This window comes from Nitrosomonas ureae (assembly GCF_900108305.1).
In the GTDB taxonomy this organism is placed as follows: Bacteria; Pseudomonadota; Gammaproteobacteria; order Burkholderiales; family Nitrosomonadaceae; genus Nitrosomonas; species Nitrosomonas ureae_B.
The window spans coordinates 1-2,675 of sequence record NZ_FNUX01000063.1; the positions used below are offsets into that span (position 1 = coordinate 1).

2 protein-coding genes are annotated in these 2,675 nt (G+C 50.7%); both read left to right on the forward strand.

Translation table 11 applies throughout. The features are described from left to right. Positions 1 to 120: 120 nt before the first annotated feature. A complete protein-coding gene (locus tag C4S39_RS14980; protein WP_103967727.1) occupies positions 121 to 1,956 on the forward strand; it encodes a multicopper oxidase family protein in 1,836 nt (611 codons plus the stop codon). Positions 1,957 to 1,977: 21 nt separating this feature from the next. After that, complete coding sequence (locus C4S39_RS14985; protein ID WP_103967728.1) at positions 1,978 to 2,664, forward strand: SCO family protein; 687 nt, start codon at positions 1,978 to 1,980, stop codon at positions 2,662 to 2,664. Positions 2,665 to 2,675 lie beyond the last annotated feature (11 nt).

A 2,675-nucleotide genomic window follows, 5' to 3' on the forward strand; every position in this document is an offset into this window, starting at 1 on the left:
CATCCATCAAATGGTTTTTATTTGATGGATGTCAATATAAGTTTGATAGGGCCTATACATAATCAAGACACACTCAAAGTGTGAATTTAAAAAATAACTGTAGAGTAGGAGGGCATTATCATGAAAAATGGAGAATATGAATCTGGTCAGAGTACAACTGATCCGGATTCTCCATCCAATGAATCACGGCGTGCGTTTTTTAAAACAACGGGTGCCACGATTCTGTCTGCACCGGCCATTTTAACGTCGCGCAAAAGTTCAGCGCAGGCCATTCCTGATGAATCGTTACCACCCAGTCCGCCGACCCGGCCCTGGCAGAGAGAATTGCCGGAAGCGGCTGAGCTGTTGGAACAAACTGATTTAGCCAGTGGCGCTTATCCGCCGCTGTGCGATCCTCGCACAGCGGATGGAGAATGCGGGCGTGCCAGCCATCAACGGTGGGAGGAATTTTTTGGTCTCTTAGATTACCCGCTTCAACCGGGTCAAGCAGATACCTATGAGTTGCGTGCTACACCAATTACCGATTACGAGTTTCATCCGGATTACGAAAAACAACTGGCGTGGAATTACGTAGGTAAAGATGGTTATAAAAATCCGACGATCCATGCCCGCTATGGGCGTCCTGTGATCTTGCGTTTGTATAATGATTTACCCGCAAATCATAGCGGTTTTGGCACGCCGGAAATCAGCTTGCATTTGCATAATTTGCATACACCTTCGGAGAGCGATGGTTTTCCGGGTGATTATTTCAGCCCGACCAAAGCCGGGCCTACTTTGAATGGTCCAGGGCAGTTCAAAGATCATTTCTATCCTAATGTCTATGCGGGATACGATGAGTTCCCAAAAAGTCCGAGCAATCCGGTGGGTGGCGATAAGCGTGAAGCACTTGGAACGCTGTGGTACCACGATCATTGCCTGGATTTTACCGCCTCCAACGCTAACCGTGGTATGGCTGGTTTTTATTTAATCTACGATGAGCTTGATTCGGGTGATGAACATGATCCGAATCCGGCAGCTTTAAGACTGCCGAGCGGTGCTTATGATTATCCGCTGGCATTCCAGGATAAGCGCTTTGATGCGAATACGATACAAGTATTCAATGAATTGGATTCGGAAGGAACCTTAGGCGATAAGGTAACGGTCAATGGCCGCATTGAACCGGTGCTGAAAGTGGCCAGCCGCAAGTATCGCCTGCGGTTACTCAATGCCGGACCTTCACGCTTCTATCAGTTTCATTTGGTGACGGCTAACAATGTGCAACAATCTTTCACCTATATCGCCAATGATGGCAATTTACTGCCGAAACCACTTCTGAACCGCAAGAACGTCCGTCTGGGCGTGGCTGAGCGCGCCGATATCGTGGTGGATTTTTCCTTGTATCCAATCGGTACCGAACTCTACCTGGTGAATCGATGGGAGCAAACCAGTTCGCGCGGGCCCAAGGGCGTCAAAGCGCCAGGAATGAAGGTGCTCAAGATCATCGTCAACCGCGAGCCGGATGAGCCGGATGTCAGCCGGGTTCCAGCCACACTGCGCCCGATCCGCAGGCCGAAAGCCACAGAAATCGCGACGGCTCCGGTCAGATACTGGCGCTTTGAGCGTAAAAATGGCATGTGGGCGATCAATGACAGGTTTATGAATGCTCGTTCCGCGCGTGCGAATATGGCGCTGGGCAGTTATGAAATCTGGGAATTGGATAATCCGTCCGGCGGCTGGAGTCATCCGGTGCATATTCACTTCGAGGAAGGGCATATCCTCAATCGCTACGTGAACGGCATCGAAGTGCCTGTCCCCGTGCACGAGAAAGGGCGCAAGGATGTATATGTTCTGGGCCCTAATCAGAAAGTAAGGTTATTCATGCGGTTCCGGGATTTTCCCGGCAAGTACGTGATGCATTGCCATAACACAATCCATGAGGACAACGCCATGATGGTGCGCTGGGATATTCTGGGTTAAGAAAAGAGAGAGGGGGATATCATGAATAAGGAAAATAATGAACCTGTGGGTTCACGCAGGGAAATACTGGCCGGTATGGGATTGGCGGCATTGGGTCTGATGGGATTGAACTCGGCCTGGCAGAAGCTGGGTTTCAATGAAATCAAGCCTGCGCTCAACCCCAATATCAGAAAATACAAAGCGGATAGCGCCGCGCCGTTTCCCAACGTTACGCTGTACACGCATGAAGGCGATGCGGTGAAGTTCTATGACGATCTGATCCGCGATAAAGTGGTTGCGATCAACATGATGTATTCGCAATGCTCCGGCATTTGCCCGAAATCGACGGCGAATCTCCGGGAAGTGCGGAACATGCTGGGTGAGCGCGCGGGGCGGGATGTTTTCATGTACTCCATTACGTTGGATCCTGAGCGGGATACGCCGGAAATGCTCAAGCAATATGCTGAACGTTATGGCATCCGGGACGGCTGGAAATTTCTGACGGGCGCGCCGGAAGATATCGAATGGGTGCGCTACCGGCTGGGTTTCTATGATGTCGAGGAAGACGCTGACAACATCAGGGAAAATCATACCGGCATGGTGCGTATCGGCAATGATGACCGCAAGCGTTGGAGCATGGCGCCGGCGTTGTCTGATCCATGGCAGATCATGGCAACCATCAATCATCTGGATCCGAAGGTTGTGCATACTGCAGAAGCGCATACTTGAACATGCATGCT

Bases quoted from the DNA above. Each gene is read 5' to 3' on its own strand.
- C4S39_RS14985 (WP_103967728.1), top strand. From the start codon at position 1,978: ATGAATAAGGAAAATAATGAACCTGTGGGTTCACGCAGGGAAATACTG.
- C4S39_RS14980 (WP_103967727.1), top strand. From the start codon at position 121: ATGAAAAATGGAGAATATGAATCTGGTCAGAGTACAACTGATCCGGAT.